Raw genomic sequence first — 17,104 nt, forward strand, 5'->3', positions numbered from 1 at the left:
AAACCGAAGAAGCGCCCATGATCGACCAGCAGATCGATATTCCGACCAAAGACGGCAAGATCACCACTTTCATCACCCATCCCGAGCGCGGCGGACCGTTTCCGGTGATCATTTTCTACATGGATGCGCCGGCGATCCGCGAGGAGCTGCGCGATATGGCGCGCCGGCTCGGGACGTCCGGTTACTATGTGATGCTGCCGAACCTCTATTACCGCGCCGGCGTCATGGAGCTCGGGCCGATCAATCCCGACCCGGAATCGCCCGAGCGCAAGCGCATGTTCGAATTGATGCACTCGATCAACATCCCCATGGTGATGGAAGACACCAAGGCCCTGCTCGCCTATGCCGAGGGCGAGGCCGCCGCGAATACGCGCCTCGTCGGCACCGTCGGCTATTGCATGAGCGGGCGCTACGCGATCAACGCAGCGACGCATTTCCCCGATCGCGTGAAAGCCGCCGCCTCGGTCTACGGCACGCATCTGGCGACCGACCAGCCCGACAGCCCGCATCTGGCAGCCGAGAAGACCAAGGCCGAGCTCTATTTCGCCTGCGCCGAGACCGACATCTACGCGCCGATGGAGATCATCGAAAAAGTGCAGGCCGGCATGAAGGGATCGAACAACGAGGTCGAGATCTATCCCGCCACCCATCACGGCTTCGCCTTCCCGAAGCGCCCGGTCTATCACCGCGACGCCGCCGAGCGGCACTGGGAGCGTCTGCTGGCGCTCTATCGCCGCAATCTTTCCGCATAGCCCGAGGCGCGATGCCCTTCCTCTTGATCGATTTCCCCGTGTTCAATCCGATCGCCATCTCGATCGGACCGATCGCGATCCGCTGGTACGCACTCGCCTACATCTGCGGCATCGTGATCGGCTGGATCTACGCGCGGCAGATGATCAAGAACGAAAAATTGTGGGGCGGTCCCGCGCCGATCACGCTGACCCAGATGGACGACTTCATCCTCTGGGTCACCCTCGGCATCATCGTCGGCGGCCGCACCGGCTATGTGCTGTTCTACAACCTGCCGTTTTTCATCCAGCATCCCGCTGAGATCTTCGAGCTTTGGAAGGGCGGCATGTCGTTCCATGGCGGCTTTCTCGGCTGCGTCGTCGCAGTGATGTGGTTTGCGCGCCGGAATCGCATCCCGATCCTATCGCTCGGCGACTTAACCACCGCGGTGGCGCCGATTGGCTTGTTCCTCGGCCGGCTCGCCAATTTCATCAACAGCGAATTGTGGGGCCGGCCCGCCGATCCGAGCCTGCCCTGGGCGATGGTGTTTCCCAACGGCGGACCGCTGCCGCGGCATCCGAGCCAGCTTTATGAAGCCGGGCTCGAGGGCATCCTCCTGTTCACGATCCTGGCGGTGATGATCCGGATGGGTGCGTTGAAGCGGCCCGGCCTCGTGCTCGGCAGCTTCATTTTGATCTACGGCATCGCCCGCATCATCGGCGAACACTTCCGCGAGCCCGACCCGCAGCTCGGATTCCTGTGGGGCGGTCCAACCATGGGAATGCTGTTGTCGGTGCCGATGGTTATTGTCGGCAGTATCATGGTTGTGATGGCTTGGCGCCGCAGGGCGCCACAGCCGGTGCCGAATTCGATTTAAGGCTGGATGTGACCGAAGTTTCGCCGCTGCTGTCCGAGATCAAGAAACTGATCAAATCATCCGGCCCGATGCCGGTCTGGCGCTACATGGAACTATGCCTGATGCATCCCCAGCACGGCTATTACGTGTCGCGCGATCCGCTGGGCCGTGAGGGCGATTTCACCACCGCGCCCGAAGTCAGCCAGATGTTCGGCGAGCTGCTGGGCCTGTGGTCAGCGTCGATCTGGCGCGCGATCGGCTCGCCTGACTCGCTGCGGCTCATCGAGATCGGCCCCGGCCGCGGCACCATGATGGCGGACGCGTTGCGGGCGCTGCGGGTGCTGCCGCCGCTCTATCAGTCGCTCAGCGTCCATCTGGTCGAGATCAATCCGGTGCTGCGCGAGAAGCAGCGCGCAACCTTGGGCAACGTCCGCGACATCACCTGGCACGAGAGCATCGACGAGGTGCCCGAGGGTCCGGCGGTGATCCTCACCAACGAATATTTCGACGTGCTGCCGATCCACCAGGTGGTGCGGCACGAGAACGGCTGGCACGAACGCGTGATCGAGCTCGACAGCAATGGCAAGCTCGCATTCGGCACCGCGCCGGAGCCGATGCCGCGTTTCGACGTGCTGCTGCCGCCGCTGGTGCGCGCAGCTCCCTTAGGTGCCGTGTTCGAATGGCGGCCCGACACCGAGATCATGAAGCTCGCCCGCCGCGTGCGCGACCAGGACGGCGCGGCGTTGATCATCGATTATGGCCACATGCGCAGCGACGCCGGCGACACCTTCCAGGCCATCGCCCGCCACAGCTTTTCCGATCCGCTGAAGAATCCAGGCCAGGCCGACGTCACCGCCCATGTCGATTTCCAGGCGCTGGCACGCGCCGCCGAAGACGTCGGCGCACGCGTCCACGGCCCGGTGACGCAGGGTGAATTCCTGAAGCGCCTCGGCATCGAGGCGCGCGCCGCGGGATTGATGGCAAAGGCCACGCCCGAGATCGGCGCCGAGATCGCCGGCGCACTGAAACGATTGACCGACAGCGGCCGCGGCGGAATGGGCTCGATGTTCAAGGCAATGGCGATCTCCCACCCGGAGCTCACCTCGATCGCGGGCCTGAGCGATCACCCAAACGACGCGGAACGTTCATGACCCTGGCCTCCCCGCTGCTCTCAGCCATTCCCGGCCTGCGCCATGCCTTTTTCTCGCGCGAAGGCGGCGTGTCCGAGGGCATCTATGCCGGCCTCAATGGCGGCATCGGCTCCAATGACGCTGCCGATAATGTCACGGAAAACCGCCGGCGCATGGCGGAGCGCTTGGGGGTCGGGCCCGACCGCCTGCTGACGCTCTATCAGGTGCATTCCCCCGACGTCGTGGTCGCCACCACACCGTGGGCGAGCGATGCGCGGCCGAAAGCCGACGCCATTGTCACCCGCACGGAGAACCTTGCGATCGGCGTCACCGCGGCCGATTGCGGCCCGATCCTGTTTGTCGATCCCAATGCGCGCGTGATCGGCGCGGCGCATGCCGGCTGGAAGGGCGCGCTGACCGGCGTGCTGGAATCGACCGTCGAGGCGATGGAGAAGCTCGGCGCCGACCGCAGCGGCATCGTCACCGCGATCGGGCCTTTGATCCGCCAGCACTCCTATGAAGTGGGGCCCGAATTCGTGGCGCGTTTTCTGGAAGCCGATGCGGACAACGCCCTGTTCTTCCTGCCCGGTGAACGCGAAGGGCACGCGATGTTCGACCTCGGCGGCTACATCCGGATGCGGCTGGAGAACGCCGGTATCCTGATGATCGACGACATCGGGATCGATACCTATTCTGACGAACGCTTTTATAGTTACCGACGCTCGGTGCATCGGAAAGAGGGCGATTATGGCCGGCACGTTCACGCCATCGCCCTGGAGAAATAACCGCTTCCAGGGGAAGTGCTTAAACTTCAAAGAAAATTTCGATCACTGCCCGGAATCTATCGAACCGGCGCCGTGGCCTCACCGCCCTAGACCTTAACGTATTTTAACGATATCGGGGTGATGATGAGCGACACCATCGTCACCCTTTCCCGAATTGCGCGCGCCGCGGTGGCCGCAACGTTGCTGATGGCAGCCTGTGCGCTCGGCGGCTGCGCCAATGGTGGCGCGGCGAGCAACGCCTATGCCATGGCCGGAAACAGCGCCAGTGGACCGACAATCGCATTCGAATCGATCGACGGCCCGCCGCCGCAGGTGTTCGACCGCATGGTGGGTGTGCTGGACAGCGAAGCCAAACTCCGCGACATCGCAATCGTCTCGCGCGAGGGCGCGGCCGCCTACCGCGTGCGCGGCTATCTCTCGGCGCAGGTCGTGCGCGGCAAGACCGTCATCGCCTGGGTCTGGGACGTCTATGACGCCAACCAGCAGCGCGCCCTGCGCCTCTCCGGCGAGGAACCAGCCGGCAAGACCGGCCGGGACGCCTGGGCTGCCGCGGACGACCTGATCCTGCGCAAGATCGCACAAGCGGGCCTGAGCGGGCTCAGCAGCATGATCAATGGCGGCCCGACCGATGCGCCTGCACCGGCCTCGGCGCCCAGCCGGCAGGGACCTGCGGTCGCAAGCGCCCGTGAACCGGAAGAATCCGGCGTCGTCGCGCTCGGCTACAGCGCTAACTAAACGTTCGGGATAGTCAAAAACCTGTCATTTTTTCGCCGGGATAACGGGTGTGACGGGTTGCCGCTGCCTGCCTCGCCTGATATCTCGTCGCGCATCGAAACCCGCCGGTTCTGTAGGTACTTGAGATGTTGGACATGGTATCGAGCAAACCTCGGGGAGAACCGTCCATGTCGGCCAAGAACGGCGCGATCAAGCTGGTAGCTGGCAATTCCAATCCCGTGCTGGCGCAAGAGATCGCCGATGGGCTCGGGATGTCCTTGACCAAAGCGGTGGTCCGGCGCTTCGCCGATATGGAGATCTTCGTCGAGATCCAGGAAAATGTCCGCGGCTCCGACGTCTTCATCCTGCAGTCGACGTCGTTTCCCGCCAACGACCACCTGATGGAACTTCTGATCATCACCGACGCGCTGCGCCGGGCTTCCGCCCGCCGGATCACGGCGGTCGTGCCCTATTTCGGCTATGCGCGGCAGGATCGCAAATCGGGCTCGCGCACCCCGATCTCGGCGAAGCTGGTCGCCAACCTGATCACCCATGCCGGCGCCGACCGCGTCATGACACTCGACCTGCATGCCATGCAGATCCAGGGCTTCTTCGATATTCCGACCGACAATCTCTTCGCCTCGCCGGTGATGGTGCGCGACATCCGCGAACGCTTCGCGCTGAGCAATGTGATGGTGGTGTCGCCCGACGTCGGCGGCGTGGTGCGCGCACGCGGCCTCGCAAAGCGCATCAATACGCCGCTGGCGATCATCGACAAGCGTCGTGAGCGGCCGGGCGAGTCGGAAGTGATGAACGTGATCGGCGATGTCGCCGGCTACACCTGCATCCTGGTCGACGACATCGTGGATTCCGGCGGCACGCTGGTGAACGCGGCCGATGCCCTGATCGCCAACGGCGCCAAGGAAGTGTTCGCCTATATCACCCATGGCGTCTTGTCCGGTGGCGCCGCGGCCCGCATCGCCTCGTCCAAGCTGAAAGAGCTCGTCATCACCGACTCGATCCTGCCGACCGAGGCCGTGAGAAACTCCGCCAACATCCGCACCCTCTCGATCGCCGGCCTGATCTCCGAGGCCATCGCCCGCACCGCCGCCGAAGAGTCGGTGTCGAGCCTGTTCGACTGACATTCATCTGCATCGTCATTCCGGGGCGCGCCACCGGGTCCGCGCAAAGCGCGGCCCGATGACAGGCTCCGCGCGAGCCCGGAATCCGTCCCACCGCGGAACGCGCGGTCAAATGGATTCCGGGTCTGCGTGCTTCGCGCGCATCCCGGAATGACGGTGTTCGTTACCCCACGATCCCCGCGGCGACCTGGCCGCGCAGACGCTCGAGGCTGTGCAGGGTGTTGGCGCACGCTTCCGCGACCTCGACGCCCTTGATGGCGAAATGCTTGCGGAAGAAATCGAAATGCACCTCCGTCTCGTGGAACTGCTGCGGCGTCAGCACGGCCGAGAACACCGGCACCTCAGTGCGCAACTGCACGTCCATCAGCGCCTTGATGACGGTGTCGGCGACGAACTCGTGGCGGTAGATGCCGCCGTCGACGACGAGGCCTGCCGCGACGATCGCCGTGTAACGGCGCGTCTTGGCCAGGATCTGCGCGTGCAGCGGGATCTCGAACGAGCCCGGCACCTCGAACACGTCGATATTGGTGACATGGCGCGCCTCCATCTCGGCGAGGAAGGCGATGCGACATTCCTCCACGACGTCGCGGTGCCAGGACGATTGCACGAATGCAACCCGCTGCGGCTTGGCGAACCGTGGATGCGTGGCCGTCGGCGGAGGCTCTGGCGTTGCCGGCGTGGCACCTGCGGGCGACTGGACTTCCTCGGCTTCGGGAGTTTGAACTTCGGCTTCTTGCAACATCTGATTCATGGCTTTCCTCTTTCAGGACCAGAATCAGGGCATACGGAAAACGACTGTAGCCACGCGCGATGGCGAGGCTGCCGCAACCGTTCTCTTTCATCCGGACTTTGACCGTCGGCTTCGGAATTGCACCGAATCTGCTGACCCTTCCTCCTGGGAGGAGAAAGGCGCTCGCGGGCTTGGACCATCGGGCCCTTACCGCCGGTGGGGACTTTCACCCCGCCCTGAGAACATCGGCCGCCCGGAATGGACGACCTATCCCAAAGCTATTGCCAAACCGAGGGACGCGGCAAGCGCCTTGGCATGGCGAATCGGCATGTTCCCCATGTGCCCGACGCGAGCCTTGACGACCTGGCGACCGCTTCGCTGAGCCGAAACGCGCGGCGCGCGCGTTAACGATTGCGACGATCGCGCAAATCCGATTCCGGTTTGTTCTCGCGTTAATAATTGTGGCGGAGATGAGCTGTGGACGAGCGCGCCTTTGGCTGTGGACGGACTCGGGGCCCGGTTGCGCGGATTCCGCAAATCACATCACTTCATCCTGGCAAGCCTCGGAGCGATCGGGAAGGCCACGGGGGCCTGCAGTCGGCAACCATGCGTTATCTGGTGCAGGCCGGCCTTCCGGATGCGTACCAAGAAAGTCAGAAGAACAAGGGTCGAGACGGCATGTCCCTCCTCGAAGGCATAATCGATTCCGAAAACCATCCGCTTGCGGTGGTCGAAGACATTGCGGCCGATAACAACTGGGCGTTCGAGCGCGCTGGCGACGAGGTTACGATCGTCTCCAAAGGCGACTGGACCGACTATCAGCTCTCCTTCACCTGGATGAGCGAGATCGAGGCTCTGCATCTGGCCTGCGCCTTCGACATGAAGATTCCGCCGGCGCGCCGCCCCGAAGCGCAGCGGCTGATCGCCGCCATCAACGAGCAATTGTGGATCGGCCATTTCGATCTGTGGACCCACACCGGCATGATCATGCACCGCCAGGCGCTGGTGCTGCCCGGCGGATTGAACGCATCGACCGCGCAATGCGAGAGCATGCTGGTCGGCGCCATCCATGCCTGCGAGCGCTACTACCCGGCATTGCAGTTCGTGGTGTGGGCCGGCAAGACCGCCCAGGAGGCGATGAACGCCGCGATGTTCGACACCGAGGGCGAGGCTTAGGCTCCCCACTCGTCATGCCCGGGCTTGACCCGGGCATCCATCTGCAAAGGATCTTTGGCTTGATGGATTGCCGGGTCAAGCCCGGGCAATGACGGTTCGTGCTTGTCGCGCGTTCTGCACCTCACTAGAACCGACTGTGGTTATGGGTCCCGGCCTTCGCCGGGACGACGATCATGGTGGCGCCCTTGAGTAACAGCAACGCTTTGCAAGACATCACCGGCACCATCGCGCTGGCCGGCGCAGGCAAGATGGGCGGGGCGATGCTGACCGGCTGGCTCGCCGGAGGCCTCGATGCCTCGCGCCTCGCCGTGATCGACCCGCAGCCTTCGGCCGAGATCAGTGCGCTCGCCGCCAAGGGCGTCCGTCTCAATCCCAAAGACGCGGGCAAGGTCGATACGCTGGTGGTCGCGGTCAAGCCGCAATTGTTCCGGGATGCCGGCGTCGCCCTCAAGTCGCTGGTCGCGCCATCGACGCTTGTGGTCTCGATCATGGCCGGAACCACCATCGCCTCGCTTGAAGAAGTCTGCGGCGGCGCGGCGGTGCGGGCGATGCCGAACACGCCGGCCTCGATCGGCCGCGGCATCACGGTCGCAGTCGCCGCGAACAACGTCGGTGCCGCGCAGCGCGCGATAGCGGATGCGCTGCTACGCGCGACCGGCGCGGTGGAATGGGTCGAGGACGAGGGCCTGATCGACGCCGTGACCGCGGTCTCCGGCTCCGGCCCGGCCTACGTGTTCCTGCTCGCCGAAGAGCTCGCGCGTGCCGGCGTTGAGGCCGGATTGCCGGAAGACCTCGCCACCAAGCTGGCGCGCGCGACCGTCGCGGGCTCCGGCGAATTGTTGCATCGCTCGGACTTGCCGGCGGCAACGCTGCGTCAGAACGTCACCTCGCCCGGCGGCACCACCGCCGCCGCACTGGACGTGCTGATGGCTAGTGACGGACTGCGTCCACTGATGATCCGCGCGATCGCAGCCGCAACCAAGCGCTCGAGGGAGCTGGCGAAGTAGCCAAGCTCTGCAGGGTGGGCAAAGCCAACGGGTCGCGCGAACGCGCGCCCGATGACAGGCTCCGCGTGCCCACCATTACGAGCGGAGTGCTTGATGGTGGGCACGGCGCAAGTGCGCCTTTGCCCACCCTACTTTTCTTGACTACTTCTTCGCCGCGGCGGCGCGCTCAACAAAGGTCTTGCCACCCTTCATCTTGTGGGTGAGCGGCGCCTCATTGATCTGGATCACGACGGCTTCGGCGTCGACGCCGAGATTCTTGACCAGCGCCTGGGTGATGTCGAGCATCATGCCCTTCTTCTGCTCTTCGGTGCGGCCAGCAGCCATGCTGATGGTGATCTCAGGCATCTTTGTCTCTCCCTGTTACGGTCATGCCCGGGCTTGTCCCGGCCATCCACGCTCTTCTCTATCAAACAAGACGTGGATGCCCGGGACAAGCCCGGGCATGACACCTCGCGCGAATGGCTATCCCCACCTCACGTCATGCCGCGCCAGCACTTCGCGGACCTTCGCGACGAGGTCAGCTTCCGCGCAGGAGAACTGCGCCGGCCGGGTCTCGCGCCATTCCTGGTTCGAAGCGATCGCCGCGGCGGCCTTGGCGCCTTCGATGAGGTCCTTGATCTGCACCTCGCCACGCGCCTTTTCATCGGAGCCCTGGATGATGACGCAAGGCGAATTGCGGCGGTCGGCATATTTGAGCTGGTTGCCCATGTTCTTGGGATTGCCAAGATAGAGCTCGGCGCGGATGTTGGCGCTACGCAACTGCGCGACCATCTTTTGATAATCCGCGACCCGCTCGCGATCGAACACCGTCACCACGACGGGCCCGAATTGCGGCCGCGTGTCGAGCTTGCCAAGCAGCGTCAGCGCCGCCTGCAGCCGCGACACGCCGATGGAAAATCCCGTCGCCGGCACCGGCTCGCCGCGGAAGCGCGAGACGAGGCCATCGTAACGACCGCCGCCGCCGACGGAGCCAAAGCGAACAGGACGGCCTTTCTCGTCCTTCGTTTCGAGGAGCAGTTCTACTTCGTAAACGGGACCCGTGTAATATTCGAGGCCGCGCACGACGGAGGGATCGATGCGGATGCGATCCGATCCGTAGCCAGATGCCGTGACTAACTTGGCGATCTCTTCGAGTTCACTGACGCCAGCTTGGCCGATCTCACTTTTGGCCAAATAGATGTCCGCCGCTGCAATCGACTCTTTCCAATCTTCGCGTTTTTCCGTGACGCTCAGGACAACATGAGCATCCGCCGAGTTGAGGTCGGCGCCTTTCGTGAAGTCGCCCTTGCCCTCCTCGCCGCCGTCCCAGCGTCCGGGACCGAGCAACTTGCGCACTTCGTCGGCAGGAAACTTGTCGAGTTTGTCGATCGCGCGCAGCACCGTGAGCCGTCGGCCCGCATTGTCTTCGCCGCCGAGGCCAATTGCGTCCAGTACGCCGTCAAGCACCTTCCGGTTATTCACCTTCACTACATAGGAGCCACGCGGAATCCCCAGCGCCTCCATCGTATCCGCCGCCATCATGCACATCTCGGCGTCGGCGGCCGGCGAGCCGGAGCCCACCGTATCCGCATCGAACTGCATGAACTGGCGGAAGCGGCCGGGGCCCGGCTTCTCGTTGCGAAAGACGTAGCCGGCGCGGTAGCTGCGATACGGCTTCGGCAGGTGATCGAAATTCTCGGCGACGTAGCGGGCAAGCGGCGCGGTCAGGTCGTAGCGCAGCGAGATCCACTGCTCGTCATCGTCCTGGAACGAGAACACGCCCTCGTTGGGGCGATCCTGATCCGGCAGGAATTTTCCGAGCGCGTCGGTATATTCCATCGCCGGCGTTTCCACCGGCTCGAAGCCGTAGCGCTCGAACACCTCGCGGATGGTCTCGGTCATCCGGCGCGTCGCGGCGATCGCGGTCGGGCCGCGATCTTCGAGCCCGCGCGGCAGGCGCGCCTTCAGCTTCTGCGGTTTTTTGGGTTTGTCGGCCATAACGCTCGTCGTTCGGTCTGATAAGTCAATGTTGACTTACAACGTTCCGCCGAGTTACCAGCCGAGCCCCCGCGCCGCAAGCGTGCGGAGGCTCTCTTCACCTTAGTCCCGCGTCACAGCACCTTTTTGATCCAATTGTGCGGGTCCGCCGCGCGACCGTACTGGATGTCGACCAGTTGCTTGCGCAGCCCCATGGCGACAGGGCCGGCTGCACCGCCATTGATGAGAAACTCGCCCTTCGTGGAACACACCTTGCCGATCGGCGAGATGACGGCGGCCGTGCCGCAGGCGAAGGCTTCTTTCAACTTTCCGCTGGCGGCATCCGCGCGCCACTGGTCGATCGTGTAGGTCTCCTCGCGCACGGGCGTGCCGGCATCCTTCGCGAGCGCGATGATCGAATCCCTGGTGATACCCGGCAGGATCGTGCCGAGCGGCGGCGTCAGCAGCGAACCGTCGTCGAACACAAAGAAAACGTTCATGCCGCCGAGTTCCTCGATATAGCGACGCTCGATCGCATCGAGGAAAACCACCTGATCGCAGCCGTGCTCGATGGCCTCGGCCTGCGCCCGCAGGCTCGCGGCGTAATTGCCGCCACACTTGACGGCACCGGTGCCGCCGATCGCAGCGCGCGTGTAGTGCTCCGACACCCAGATCGACACCGGCGCGGGTCCGCCCTTGAAATAGGAGCCGACCGGCGAGGCGATGACGGCGAAGATGTACTCCGCTGATGGCTTCACGCCGAGGAAGACCTCGCTCGCGATCATGAAGGGCCGCAGATAGAGACTACCCTCGCCGCCTGGAATCCAGGCGCGGTCGATGCGCACGAGCTGTTCGACCGCTTCGATGAACACGGGCTCGGGCAGCGGCGCCATGGCCATGCGATCAGCCGAATTCCAGAAGCGGCGGGCATTGGCGTCGGGGCGGAACAGGTTCACGCCGCCATCGTCGCGCTTGTAGGCCTTGAGGCCTTCGAAAATCTCCTGCGCGTAGTGCATGACGGCGGCGGCCGGATCGAGCGGGAAATTCGCGCGGGATTCGACGCGCGCGCCATGCCAGCCCTTCGCCTGATTGTAGCGAACGATAGCCATGTGATCGGTGAAAATCCGGCCGAAGCCCGGGTCCACGAGCCTTGCCGCGCGCTCCTTGTCGGAGGTCGCATTCGCCGCAGGCTGGATTTCGAATTTCAAACTCATACCCTTGCTTCCCGCTGTCGGAATCCGCGCGATTGCTGGCGCCGGTCTCTCCGGGCCCAACTGGCTTCGTCGGCCTGGACTTCACCGCCAGCCTTACGGCCGGTTTCCATGGCCGTCATGTCCGAAAGGACATGCTTTTGCCGGATGCTGAAGTCCAGTATGTTTTGTCGAAATGCCGCTCGACAATCACACGGTAGTCCCAATTTGCGGCCCAAGCCTCCATCACTGGTCTGCTCGTGGCCGATCTAAACTTTGCCAGGGACGAAACGATTTAAAATTTCGTCGTGACTGGCAGTTTTGTAACATTGAACCCAAGATACGTCAATATGGCTGACATAAATTTCTCAACAGCAGCAGCGCAGCCCGATTCTCCGGGAACGGACGTATCCGGCCCCGGGCCGCGGACGGGCGATTTGCGCTGGGACATCATCGAGCTCCTGTTCTTCGCCTATCGCGACTTCGTCGGCGATGCCGATCAGGAGCTGGAGGCGTTCGGCTTCGGCCGCGCCCACCATCGGGTGATGCACTTCGTCACGCGCTATCCCGGGCTCAAGGTCGCCGACCTTCTCGACGTCCTGCGCATCACCAAGCAATCGCTCGGCCGCGTGCTGAAGCAATTGCTCGACGAAGGCTACATCCTGCAGAAGACCGGCAGCAATGACCGGCGGCAGCGGCTGCTTTACGCCACCGCCAAGGGCGAAGCGCTGGTGGCCAAGCTGGCGGGACTGCAGACCGACCGCATCAACCGTGCGGTCGCCGGCCTCGATCCCGGCGGCGTCGAGACCGTGCGGGCGTTCCTCCGTGCGATGATCGACCGCGACGACCCCGACAAGGTGCTGGAGACGATCTTCGGCGGCGCGGCCAAGAAGACGAGGGAGTGAACGTGACGCAGGGAGCAACCATCGCCGCGGCGACGGCACGCATGCCGATGAAACCGGCCGACGACGCGCCGCACCTGCTGCTGGTCGATGACGACCGCCGCATCCGCGATCTTCTCTCGCGCTTCCTCTGCGGCGAAGGCTACCGCGTCACGACCGCCATGAGCGCCAGCGACGCGCGTGCCAAACTGCTCGGGCTCAATTTCGACCTGCTGATCCTTGATGTGATGATGCCCGGCGAGAACGGCTTCGATCTCGCGCGCTTCATCCGTTCGTCCTCGTCGGTGCCGATCATCATGCTCACCGCGCGCCACGAGGCGGAAGCACGCATCGAGGGCCTGCAGATCGGCGCCGACGACTATGTGGCAAAGCCGTTCGAGCCGCGCGAACTGGTGCTGCGGATCGGCAACATCCTCAAGCGGACCGCGCCGCCGCCGGCGCAGACGCTGGAGCAGATCGCCTTCGGCCCCTACGTCTTCCATCTCGACCGCGGCGAATTGCGCCAGGGCGAGGAGATCATCCATCTGACCGACCGCGAGCGGGACATGCTGCGCATCCTCGCCGCGAGCCCCGGCGAAACCGTGCCGCGCGGCGCGCTGACCGGAGGCGGCACCGTCAACGAGCGCGCCGTCGACGTCCAGATCAACCGCCTGCGCCGCAAGATCGAGCGCGATCCCGCCAATCCCTTGTTCCTGCAGGCGGTGCGCGGCATCGGCTATCGCCTGGTGGCCTCGCCTTAAGCCTTATCCGCCATGAGCACGATCGACACGGGCCTGAGCCTGATCCGCAACGCCTCGCAGCGCGTCTCCAGAGCCAATGGCCGGATGGGAAACGCGTTCAAGAGCTGGATGCCGACCGGCCTCTATGCCCGCGCGCTGCTGATCATGATCGTGCCGATGGTGGTGCTGCAGACCGTGGTGGCCTTCGTGTTCATGGAACGGCACTGGAACACGGTGACGCGCCGCCTCTCCACCGCTGTGGTGCAGGACATCGCCGCCCTCATCGACGTCTACAAGACCTATCCGCAGGACAAGGACCGCGCGCAGGTGCGCCGGATCGCGCAGCGGCTCCAGCTCGTGGTCGATTTCCTGCCTCCCGGCGACATGCCGCCACCCGGGCCAAAGCCGTTCTTTTCGCTGCTCGACCAGTCGCTGTCGGTGCAGCTCGGCCGCCAGATCGGCCGTCCGTTCTGGATCGACACCGTCGGCAGGTCCAACCTGGTCGAGATCCGCGTGCAACTCGACGACGCGATCATGCGCATCTTCGCGCTGCGCAGCGCCGCCTATGCATCGAATTCGGAAATCTTCATCTTCTGGATGCTCGGCACCTCCACGATCCTTTTGATCGTCGCGGTGCTGTTCCTGCGCAACCAGATCAAGCCGATCCTGCGTTTGGCGGACGCCGCCGAAAGCTTCGGCAAGGGCCGGGAGGCACCGAATTTCCGGCCGCGCGGCGCGCGCGAGGTGCGGCGTGCGGCGCACGCCTTCCTGGAGATGAAGGCGCGCATCGAGCGCACGATCGAGCAGCGCACCGCGATGCTCGCCGGCGTCTCGCACGATCTGCGCACCATCCTGACCCGCTTCAAGCTGGAGCTCGCGCTGCTCGGCGAAGGCCCCGAGATCGACGCCATGCGCAAGGACGTCGACGAGATGTCGATGATGCTCGAGGACTATCTCGCCTTCGCCCGCGGCGACTCCGGCGAGGTCGCACAGCCGACCGACATGACGATGGCGCTGGAGGAATTGCGCAACGATGCCGAACGCCACGGCCATACTGCGACCGTCGCCTTCCACGGATTGCCTGTCGTGACGGTGAAGCCGGCCTCGTTCAAGCGCTGCCTCGGCAATCTCGTCTCCAATGCGGCGCGGCACGCCAACACGATCTCGATCACCGGCCACCGCGACCACCGCTATCTTACGGTCACCGTCGATGACGATGGCCCGGGCATTCCGGCTGATATGCGCGAGGAGGTGTTCAAGCCATTCCTGCGGCTCGACGACGCCCGCAATCAGGACGAGGGCGGCACCGGCCTCGGACTGGCCATCGCCCGCGACATCGCCCGCTCGCATGGCGGCGACATCATGCTCGGCGACAGCCCGATGGGCGGCCTGCGTGCGACGGTGAGAGTGCCGGTGTAACAATTCTTCCCTTCTCCCCTTGTGGGAGAAGGTGGCGCGGAGCGCCGGATGAGGGATTCTTTCCACGGGCGGTGGTGTTCGTGGAGAGAACCCCTCACCCAAGCGAGCCCGCTGCAAGTAGCTAAGCAGCCCTCTCCCACAAGGGGAGAGGGCGCAACAATTGGCATCACAAGGCTGAGCTAGTGCGGACGCTTGAAGCGCATGCGGCTACGAAAAGAACTTACTTCGGCAGCTTGGGGATCATGCCCTTCAGCTTTTCCATGTCCTTGATGTTCATCTTCATGCCGCCGGCCATGATGATGTCACCGGGCTTCTGGTCCGCCTTGCAGGGGCCGAGCCATTTAGCTTCGATCGTGCCGGTGGTATCGTGCGCCGCACCGGTCGAGCCGCGATCGGCGTGCGAGGTCGTCTTGACCGTGTAGGCGGAGTTGAAGTCGCCGGTGATCTCGGCATGCGAGGTCACCGTGACGCCGGCGACGCCGCACACGGAATCGCTGACATAGCCGGTCGCGGTCTTCTGGATATCCTGCTTGGAGCAGATATCCTTCGCCATCGGCGAGACCGCCGTGCTCATGTCCTTGTCGGTGGTCTCGTCGGTGCAATGCTGCATCGTCATTTCGGGCGTGGTCGAGCCCGTGCGCGCGATCTTCATCTCCCACAGGCCCGCCTTGCGGACCGGCAGATCGACGGCGCCGGCCGCCCCGGGCAGCAGCGCAGCCAGGCCGATGGCCGATCCGAGCAGAACGAAATATCGCGTCATGCGGCGATGCCGGTACCGGTGCCGATCAATAAAGCGTGCGCAGCGGCCGCTCGGCGGCGCCCCAAGGCACCCAGCGGCAGGAGAAGGAGACGTACCCACCCTCATAGGGCTGCACCGCGAGGAATTTCACCACCTTGCCGTAGGAAGCGCAGTGATCGACCGCGAGCTGGCGGGCGTCCGCCTGCTGGGCCAGCGAATAAGCAATGATGCCGCCGGTATCATTGCCCTTGAACGGGGGCACCCAGTCGGCCTTGGCCGGTGCAACGGCCAGCATTGCGCTTGCGGCAACCATGCCAGCGGCCAGAATTTTTCGCATCTGCAGACTCTCCTCAAATCTTTGGGCGGCACCATAAAGTGCGCGGGCGACCGTGAAAAGAATCGTGGGCCGGAGATTTGCGGAGTTCTCCGCCAGTGTTGCCGCGTTGCACTTGACCTCGCCCGGCCTTCGCGGCACCGTCCGGCGCATTGGATTGTCCGGCGGATTCTCATGCGCAACTCTGTTCGTTCCTCGACCAAAACTGGCCTCTGCGCCGCATTCGGCCTGCTGGTTGGCCTGTTGGCGTCCGCCCAGACTGCCCACGCCGCCAATCCGCTCGAGCTGAATTTCTGGCTGTCCGGACCGAAGTACGAAGGACGGGTGGCCCCCTGCGAGGCAGCGCTGCAGACCATCGCCTCTCAGTTCCAGGAAAAAGAGAGCCAGTTCTGGAATTCCCCGCTGGTGATCACCGGCTATTCGCGCATCCACGAGACTGCCTTCCGTCCCTGGCAGTCCGACAACATCCCGCGCCGCTACTGCTCGGGCGACGCGGTGTTGAGCGACGGCAAGGTGCGCACCGTGCATTTCTCAATCATCGAGGATGGCGGATTTGCCAGCATCGGCCAGGGCGTCGAATGGTGCGTGGTCGGACTGGACCGCAACTGGGCCTATAATCCCGCCTGCAAGTCGGCCCGGCCTTGATCCTTAGGGCTGGTGTGACGACGCTTGTTAATCAAGCAATGCGTCACATCACAATTTGTTCTTGAAATGTTCCATCTCCCTGCTAGGCTCGCCCGCGGTCGAGTGTGAGGGGTGCTTGATGTTTCGATTGGCCTTGGTTTCCCGCCTGCTGATTTCCGTCCTTGCCTTTTTTGCCGCGATTGGCCCGGTCAGCGCCCAGGACCGCCGACAAAACGCGCCGGGCGAGTTCGATTTCTACGTGCTTGCGCTGTCCTGGTCGCCGTCGTTCTGCGAAGCCGCCTCCGAGCGCGGCGATGGCCGGCGGGCGCAGGTCCAATGCGGCGGACGCCCCTACTCCTTCGTGGTGCATGGGCTCTGGCCGCAATATGAGCGCGGCTTTCCGGAATATTGCCAGCGGCCGGCGCCACGCCTTGCCCGCAATGTCATGAGCTCGATGCTCGACCTGATGCCGGCGCCCGGGCTGATCTACAACGAATGGGACAAGCACGGCACCTGCTCGGGCCTCCCCGCACGCGCCTATTTCGAGAGCATCCGCAAGGCCCGCGCCGCGGTGAAGATCCCTGACGAATTCCTGCAATTGTCGGAGCCAAAGACGGTCGCACCCGGCGAAATCGAGGAAGCCTTCATCAAGGCCAATCCGGGCCTCAGCAGCTCGGCAATCTCGGTGACCTGCGACAGCAAGCGACTCAGCGAGGTCAGGATCTGCATGAGCAAGGACATGCAGTTCCGTGCCTGCGAGGAAACCGATCGCCGCGCCTGCCGCCGAGACCAGGTGGTGATGCCGCCGATCCGGGGCGGTTAGACAGTCTCTCCATCGTCATGCCCGGGCTTGCCCGGGCATCGAGGCCCCTCTTGACAGCGGCGACCGCGTGGATGGCCGGGACAAGCCCGGCCATGACGAGTAGAAGTGCGGTGTACAGACCAGCAGATA

19 protein-coding genes and 1 riboswitch are annotated in these 17,104 nt (G+C 64.1%); of the genes, 13 read left to right on the forward strand and 6 right to left on the reverse strand.

The window, feature by feature from the left end:
- Window positions 1-17 precede the first annotated feature (17 nt).
- The 6 genes from AC5ZG1_RS01460 (at window position 18) to AC5ZG1_RS01485 (ending at window position 5,356) form a co-directional block, all read left to right on the forward strand.
- A complete protein-coding gene (locus AC5ZG1_RS01460; protein ID WP_028163894.1) occupies window positions 18-752 on the forward strand; it encodes a dienelactone hydrolase family protein in 735 nt (244 codons plus the stop codon).
- A gap of 11 nt (window positions 753-763) precedes the next feature.
- The gene (gene lgt, locus AC5ZG1_RS01465; RefSeq protein WP_130230661.1) at window positions 764-1,606 is read left to right on the forward strand and encodes a prolipoprotein diacylglyceryl transferase; all 843 of its coding nucleotides are present in this window, start codon (window positions 764-766) and stop codon (window positions 1,604-1,606) included.
- An 8-nt stretch (window positions 1,607-1,614) separates the two neighbouring features.
- On the forward strand, window positions 1,615-2,736 hold the full coding sequence (locus AC5ZG1_RS01470) for a class I SAM-dependent methyltransferase (protein WP_130230659.1): 1,122 nt from the start codon (window positions 1,615-1,617) through the stop codon (window positions 2,734-2,736).
- On the forward strand, window positions 2,733-3,500 hold the full coding sequence (gene pgeF / locus AC5ZG1_RS01475) for a peptidoglycan editing factor PgeF (RefSeq protein ID WP_028163897.1): 768 nt from the start codon (window positions 2,733-2,735) through the stop codon (window positions 3,498-3,500). Before AC5ZG1_RS01470 ends, pgeF begins: the two co-directional genes overlap by 4 nt.
- A gap of 123 nt (window positions 3,501-3,623) precedes the next feature.
- Window positions 3,624-4,235: a hypothetical protein gene (locus AC5ZG1_RS01480; RefSeq protein ID WP_496131797.1), complete on the forward strand. Its 612-nt coding sequence runs from the start codon at window positions 3,624-3,626 to the stop codon at window positions 4,233-4,235.
- Between the two features lie 167 nt (window positions 4,236-4,402).
- Window positions 4,403-5,356: a ribose-phosphate pyrophosphokinase gene (locus AC5ZG1_RS01485; RefSeq protein ID WP_028163899.1), complete on the forward strand. Its 954-nt coding sequence runs from the start codon at window positions 4,403-4,405 to the stop codon at window positions 5,354-5,356.
- 163 nt (window positions 5,357-5,519) lie between these two features.
- On the opposite strand, the gene AC5ZG1_RS01490 is transcribed toward AC5ZG1_RS01485, so the two are convergent.
- The gene (locus AC5ZG1_RS01490) at window positions 5,520-6,107 is read right to left on the reverse strand and encodes a 6,7-dimethyl-8-ribityllumazine synthase (RefSeq protein WP_496131798.1); all 588 of its coding nucleotides are present in this window, start codon (window positions 6,105-6,107) and stop codon (window positions 5,520-5,522) included.
- Window positions 6,108-6,182: 75 nt separating this feature from the next.
- A riboswitch (FMN riboswitch) is annotated at window positions 6,183-6,334 on the reverse strand.
- Window positions 6,335-6,764: 430 nt separating this feature from the next.
- Here AC5ZG1_RS01490 and AC5ZG1_RS01495 point away from each other — a divergent pair.
- On the forward strand, window positions 6,765-7,262 hold the full coding sequence (locus tag AC5ZG1_RS01495; RefSeq protein ID WP_028163901.1) for a type III secretion system chaperone family protein: 498 nt from the start codon (window positions 6,765-6,767) through the stop codon (window positions 7,260-7,262).
- 173 nt (window positions 7,263-7,435) lie between these two features.
- Entirely contained in the window at window positions 7,436-8,269 is an 834-nt protein-coding gene (gene proC, locus AC5ZG1_RS01500; protein ID WP_496131799.1) for a pyrroline-5-carboxylate reductase, read from the forward strand.
- A 141-nt stretch (window positions 8,270-8,410) separates the two neighbouring features.
- On the opposite strand, the gene AC5ZG1_RS01505 is transcribed toward proC, so the two are convergent.
- The 3 genes from AC5ZG1_RS01505 to AC5ZG1_RS01515 all read right to left on the reverse strand — a co-directional run bounded on the left by AC5ZG1_RS01505 (window position 8,411) and on the right by AC5ZG1_RS01515 (window position 11,439).
- On the reverse strand, window positions 8,411-8,614 hold the full coding sequence (locus tag AC5ZG1_RS01505) for a tautomerase family protein (protein ID WP_027581150.1): 204 nt from the start codon (window positions 8,612-8,614) through the stop codon (window positions 8,411-8,413).
- A 117-nt stretch (window positions 8,615-8,731) separates the two neighbouring features.
- Window positions 8,732-10,246 (reverse strand): histidine--tRNA ligase, encoded by a 1,515-nt coding sequence (hisS, locus tag AC5ZG1_RS01510; RefSeq protein ID WP_496131800.1) that lies wholly within the window; start codon window positions 10,244-10,246, stop codon window positions 8,732-8,734.
- A 113-nt stretch (window positions 10,247-10,359) separates the two neighbouring features.
- Window positions 10,360-11,439 carry a branched-chain amino acid aminotransferase gene (locus tag AC5ZG1_RS01515; protein WP_496131801.1) on the reverse strand — a complete coding sequence of 360 codons (1,080 nt, stop codon included), beginning with the start codon at window positions 11,437-11,439 and terminating at the stop codon, window positions 10,360-10,362.
- A 326-nt stretch (window positions 11,440-11,765) separates the two neighbouring features.
- Here AC5ZG1_RS01515 and AC5ZG1_RS01520 point away from each other — a divergent pair, with 326 nt between their 5' ends.
- The 3 genes from AC5ZG1_RS01520 to AC5ZG1_RS01530 are packed head-to-tail and all read left to right on the forward strand — an operon-like array spanning window position 11,766 to window position 14,455.
- On the forward strand, window positions 11,766-12,320 hold the full coding sequence (locus AC5ZG1_RS01520; protein ID WP_496131802.1) for a MarR family winged helix-turn-helix transcriptional regulator: 555 nt from the start codon (window positions 11,766-11,768) through the stop codon (window positions 12,318-12,320).
- 41 nt (window positions 12,321-12,361) lie between these two features.
- On the forward strand, window positions 12,362-13,057 hold the full coding sequence (locus AC5ZG1_RS01525; protein WP_035690117.1) for a response regulator: 696 nt from the start codon (window positions 12,362-12,364) through the stop codon (window positions 13,055-13,057).
- 12 nt (window positions 13,058-13,069) lie between these two features.
- Window positions 13,070-14,455 carry an ATP-binding protein gene (locus tag AC5ZG1_RS01530; RefSeq protein WP_130229529.1) on the forward strand — a complete coding sequence of 462 codons (1,386 nt, stop codon included), beginning with the start codon at window positions 13,070-13,072 and terminating at the stop codon, window positions 14,453-14,455.
- 220 nt (window positions 14,456-14,675) lie between these two features.
- Here the strand turns inward: AC5ZG1_RS01530 and AC5ZG1_RS01535 are convergent, their stop codons facing one another.
- On the reverse strand, window positions 14,676-15,215 hold the full coding sequence (locus AC5ZG1_RS01535; protein WP_456645915.1) for a DUF3617 domain-containing protein: 540 nt from the start codon (window positions 15,213-15,215) through the stop codon (window positions 14,676-14,678).
- Window positions 15,216-15,240: 25 nt separating this feature from the next.
- Window positions 15,241-15,531 carry a hypothetical protein gene (locus AC5ZG1_RS01540; RefSeq protein WP_456645914.1) on the reverse strand — a complete coding sequence of 97 codons (291 nt, stop codon included), beginning with the start codon at window positions 15,529-15,531 and terminating at the stop codon, window positions 15,241-15,243.
- Window positions 15,532-15,702: 171 nt separating this feature from the next.
- Between AC5ZG1_RS01540 and AC5ZG1_RS01545 the strand changes: the two genes are divergently transcribed.
- Window positions 15,703-16,173: a hypothetical protein gene (locus AC5ZG1_RS01545; protein WP_028163911.1), complete on the forward strand. Its 471-nt coding sequence runs from the start codon at window positions 15,703-15,705 to the stop codon at window positions 16,171-16,173.
- Between the two features lie 118 nt (window positions 16,174-16,291).
- Entirely contained in the window at window positions 16,292-16,975 is a 684-nt protein-coding gene (locus tag AC5ZG1_RS01550) for a ribonuclease T2 family protein (protein WP_456645913.1), read from the forward strand.
- The last annotated feature ends 129 nt before the right edge of the window (window positions 16,976-17,104 follow it).

This window comes from Bradyrhizobium sp. Leo78 (assembly GCF_059512425.1).

What these genes read in the sequence shown, in the direction of transcription:
- AC5ZG1_RS01460 (WP_028163894.1), top strand. Translation starts at nt 18, where the DNA reads ATGATCGACCAGCAGATCGATATTCCGACCAAAGACGGCAAGATCACC.
- lgt (WP_130230661.1), top strand. Translation starts at nt 764, where the DNA reads ATGCCCTTCCTCTTGATCGATTTCCCCGTGTTCAATCCGATCGCCATC.
- pgeF (WP_028163897.1), top strand. Translation starts at nt 2,733, where the DNA reads ATGACCCTGGCCTCCCCGCTGCTCTCAGCCATTCCCGGCCTGCGCCAT.
- AC5ZG1_RS01480 (WP_496131797.1), top strand. Translation starts at nt 3,624, where the DNA reads ATGAGCGACACCATCGTCACCCTTTCCCGAATTGCGCGCGCCGCGGTG.
- AC5ZG1_RS01485 (WP_028163899.1), top strand. Translation starts at nt 4,403, where the DNA reads ATGTCGGCCAAGAACGGCGCGATCAAGCTGGTAGCTGGCAATTCCAAT.
- AC5ZG1_RS01490 (WP_496131798.1), bottom strand. Translation starts at nt 6,107, where the DNA reads ATGAATCAGATGTTGCAAGAAGCCGAAGTTCAAACTCCCGAAGCCGAG.
- AC5ZG1_RS01495 (WP_028163901.1), top strand. Translation starts at nt 6,765, where the DNA reads ATGTCCCTCCTCGAAGGCATAATCGATTCCGAAAACCATCCGCTTGCG.
- proC (WP_496131799.1), top strand. Translation starts at nt 7,436, where the DNA reads ATGGTGGCGCCCTTGAGTAACAGCAACGCTTTGCAAGACATCACCGGC.
- AC5ZG1_RS01505 (WP_027581150.1), bottom strand. Translation starts at nt 8,614, where the DNA reads ATGCCTGAGATCACCATCAGCATGGCTGCTGGCCGCACCGAAGAGCAG.
- hisS (WP_496131800.1), bottom strand. Translation starts at nt 10,246, where the DNA reads ATGGCCGACAAACCCAAAAAACCGCAGAAGCTGAAGGCGCGCCTGCCG.
- AC5ZG1_RS01515 (WP_496131801.1), bottom strand. Translation starts at nt 11,439, where the DNA reads ATGAGTTTGAAATTCGAAATCCAGCCTGCGGCGAATGCGACCTCCGAC.
- AC5ZG1_RS01520 (WP_496131802.1), top strand. Translation starts at nt 11,766, where the DNA reads ATGGCTGACATAAATTTCTCAACAGCAGCAGCGCAGCCCGATTCTCCG.
- AC5ZG1_RS01525 (WP_035690117.1), top strand. Translation starts at nt 12,362, where the DNA reads ATGCCGATGAAACCGGCCGACGACGCGCCGCACCTGCTGCTGGTCGAT.
- AC5ZG1_RS01530 (WP_130229529.1), top strand. Translation starts at nt 13,070, where the DNA reads ATGAGCACGATCGACACGGGCCTGAGCCTGATCCGCAACGCCTCGCAG.
- AC5ZG1_RS01535 (WP_456645915.1), bottom strand. Translation starts at nt 15,215, where the DNA reads ATGACGCGATATTTCGTTCTGCTCGGATCGGCCATCGGCCTGGCTGCG.
- AC5ZG1_RS01540 (WP_456645914.1), bottom strand. Translation starts at nt 15,531, where the DNA reads ATGCGAAAAATTCTGGCCGCTGGCATGGTTGCCGCAAGCGCAATGCTG.
- AC5ZG1_RS01545 (WP_028163911.1), top strand. Translation starts at nt 15,703, where the DNA reads ATGCGCAACTCTGTTCGTTCCTCGACCAAAACTGGCCTCTGCGCCGCA.
- AC5ZG1_RS01550 (WP_456645913.1), top strand. Translation starts at nt 16,292, where the DNA reads ATGTTTCGATTGGCCTTGGTTTCCCGCCTGCTGATTTCCGTCCTTGCC.